Annotated in this window: 1 protein-coding gene and 1 pseudogene; both read right to left on the bottom strand. The window is 66.0% G+C overall.

The window, feature by feature from the left end; all coding sequences use genetic code 11:
• Positions 1-141 precede the first annotated feature (141 nt).
• The gene (gene istB / locus HUI96_RS28975) at positions 142-876 is read right to left on the bottom strand and encodes an IS21-like element helper ATPase IstB (RefSeq protein ID WP_188258164.1); all 735 of its coding nucleotides are present in this window, start codon (positions 874-876) and stop codon (positions 142-144) included.
• Positions 877-881: 5 nt separating this feature from the next.
• Positions 882-2,144 (bottom strand): annotated as a pseudogene (istA, locus tag HUI96_RS28980) (IS21 family transposase); the annotation flags it as partial.

Raw genomic sequence — 2,144 nt, forward strand, 5'->3', positions numbered from 1 at the left:
TGTCAATCGGCGCGCAAAACTGACCCCTGATCGGCGTCCAATTTTGACCCCCTTATTGTAGGGCGACGGTGAGCGCCTGACCGGGTGGAGCTGGTCTGGGTTGCGCAGCCCGGTCAGGCGCGTTGGTTGAGCTCTCTGGCTTTAGCGTTGAGAGCGGTTCTTGAAGCGCCAGGATTCGTTGCCGGTCTCGATGATCTCGCAGTGATGGGTGAGCCGATCGAGCAGCGCGGTGGTCATCTTGGCGTCGCCGAACACCGCGGGCCATTCGCCGAAGGCGAGATTGGTGGTGACGATGATCGAGGTGCGTTCGTAGAGCCGACTGATCAGATGGAAGAGGAGTTGGCCGCCGGCCTGGGCAAAGGGGAGATAGCCGAGCTCGTCGAGCACCACGAAGTCGAGGCGGGTGAGGTAGTCGGCGATGCGCCCCTGCTTGCCGCTGCGATGCTCGGTCTCGAGGCGATTGACCAGATCGACGACGTTGAAGAAGCGGCCGCGTGCGCCACTGCGGATGAGCGCGCGGGCGATTGCGATCGCCAGATGCGACTTGCCGGTTCCGGTGCCGCCGATGAGGACGGCGTTGCGCTGGTCGGCGACGAAGGCGCCGGTGGCGAGATCGCGGACCAGGGCCTCGTTGACCGGCGTGTCGGCGAAGGCGAAGTCGTCGATGTCCTTGGCCAGCGGCAGCTTGGCGACGGTGAGCTGGTATTTGATCGAACGGGCCTGCTTCTCGGCGATCTCCGCTGAGAGCAGGTCACCGACGACCCTTGGCGGCTCGTGCTGGCGCTTGATGGCGGTGGCCATGATCTCGTCGTAGGCGCTGCGCATCCCGTAGAGCTTCAGCGTTCCCATCAGGTCCAGAACCTCGGTTCGTTCCATCAGCTTGCCCTCCTGAGGCTGTCGTAGCGGGCGCAGTCGGCCTGCGGCTCGTGGCGCAGTCGCAGTGCGTCGGGTGTGAGGATGGTGACGGCCGGCGCCGGATCGCGCCGGCGGGCCAGGATGTTGAGGATGACGGCCGACGAAGAGACGTTCTCGGCGAGCGCCTGCTCACAGGCAGCCTCGACGGCGTCGAGACCGTCGGAGAGCACCGCCGCCAGGATCGCCACCATCTGCCGGTCGCCGTCGGCGGTAGCCTTCAAGCGGCGGCGCACCCGCTCCATCGCCGGCGGCAGTTCCCATCCCTGGAACGGCGCGCCATTGCGCAGGGCCCCGGGCTTGCGCGCCAGCACCGGAACATAGTGCCATGGATTGTAGACCGTCTGGTTGCGGCCGAACGAGCGGGCATGCTCGCCCACGATCGCCCCGTCCTGACGGATGACGATGCGGGTGGCGTAGGCCTGGATCTCGACCGGCCTCCCGACCGCGGTCGACAGCACCGAGTATTTGTTGGTGTCGAACCGCACCGTGCAGGTCTTCGTCACCGAGGCGGGCACCGTATGGAATCCGTCGAAGGGGCCGCGATAGGCGACGAGCTTGCCGCGCTCCTCCTCGAACACCTCCCAGATCGTGCGCTCCGGCTGGTCGACATGGCGGTGTGCCTTGGCGTAGGCGACGCACTTGTCGAGCAGCCAGGCGTTCAGCTCCTCGTAGCTCTTGAAGCGCAGCCGCGGCGTGAAGAAGCGCTCGCGCACCAGCCCGACCTGGTTCTCGACCTGCCCCTTCTCCCAGCCCGAGGCCGGTGTGCAGGCGACGGGCTGCACCAGATAGTGGCTGCACATCTGCAGGAAGCGGCGATTGTATTGACGGTCCTTGCCGACAAAGACCGTCTCCACCGCCGTCTTCATGTTGTCGTAGATGCCGCGCGTGCAGGCCCCGCCGAAGAAGGCAAAGGCCCGATCGTGGGCGTCGAACACCATCTCCTGCGTCTCGCGCGGATAGGCTCGCACGAACATCATGCGGCTGTGACAGAGCCGGACATGGGCGACCTTCACCGTCACGGTGACGCCGTTGATCAGGACAATCTCGTGGCTCCAGTCGAACTGGTAGGCGTCGCCGGGAGGATAGAACAGCGGCACGTAAGCCTCGGCCATGGCCGCACCGCGAGCCTTCTCCCGGCTCTTGGCGTAGCGCCGGATCGCGTCGTAGCTGCCCTCGTAGCCCAGCGCCCGCAGTTCCTCATAGATGCGGATCAGCGTCAGGCGCTCGCG

This window comes from Pseudaminobacter soli (ex Zhang et al. 2022), assembly GCF_014595955.1.
GTDB classification, from domain to species: domain Bacteria; phylum Pseudomonadota; class Alphaproteobacteria; order Rhizobiales; family Rhizobiaceae; genus Kumtagia; species Kumtagia pseudosoli.

Excerpts from the sequence above, each read along its gene's own strand:
- istB (WP_188258164.1), bottom strand. The coding sequence starts at position 876 with ATGGAACGAACCGAGGTTCTGGACCTGATGGGAACGCTGAAGCTCTAC.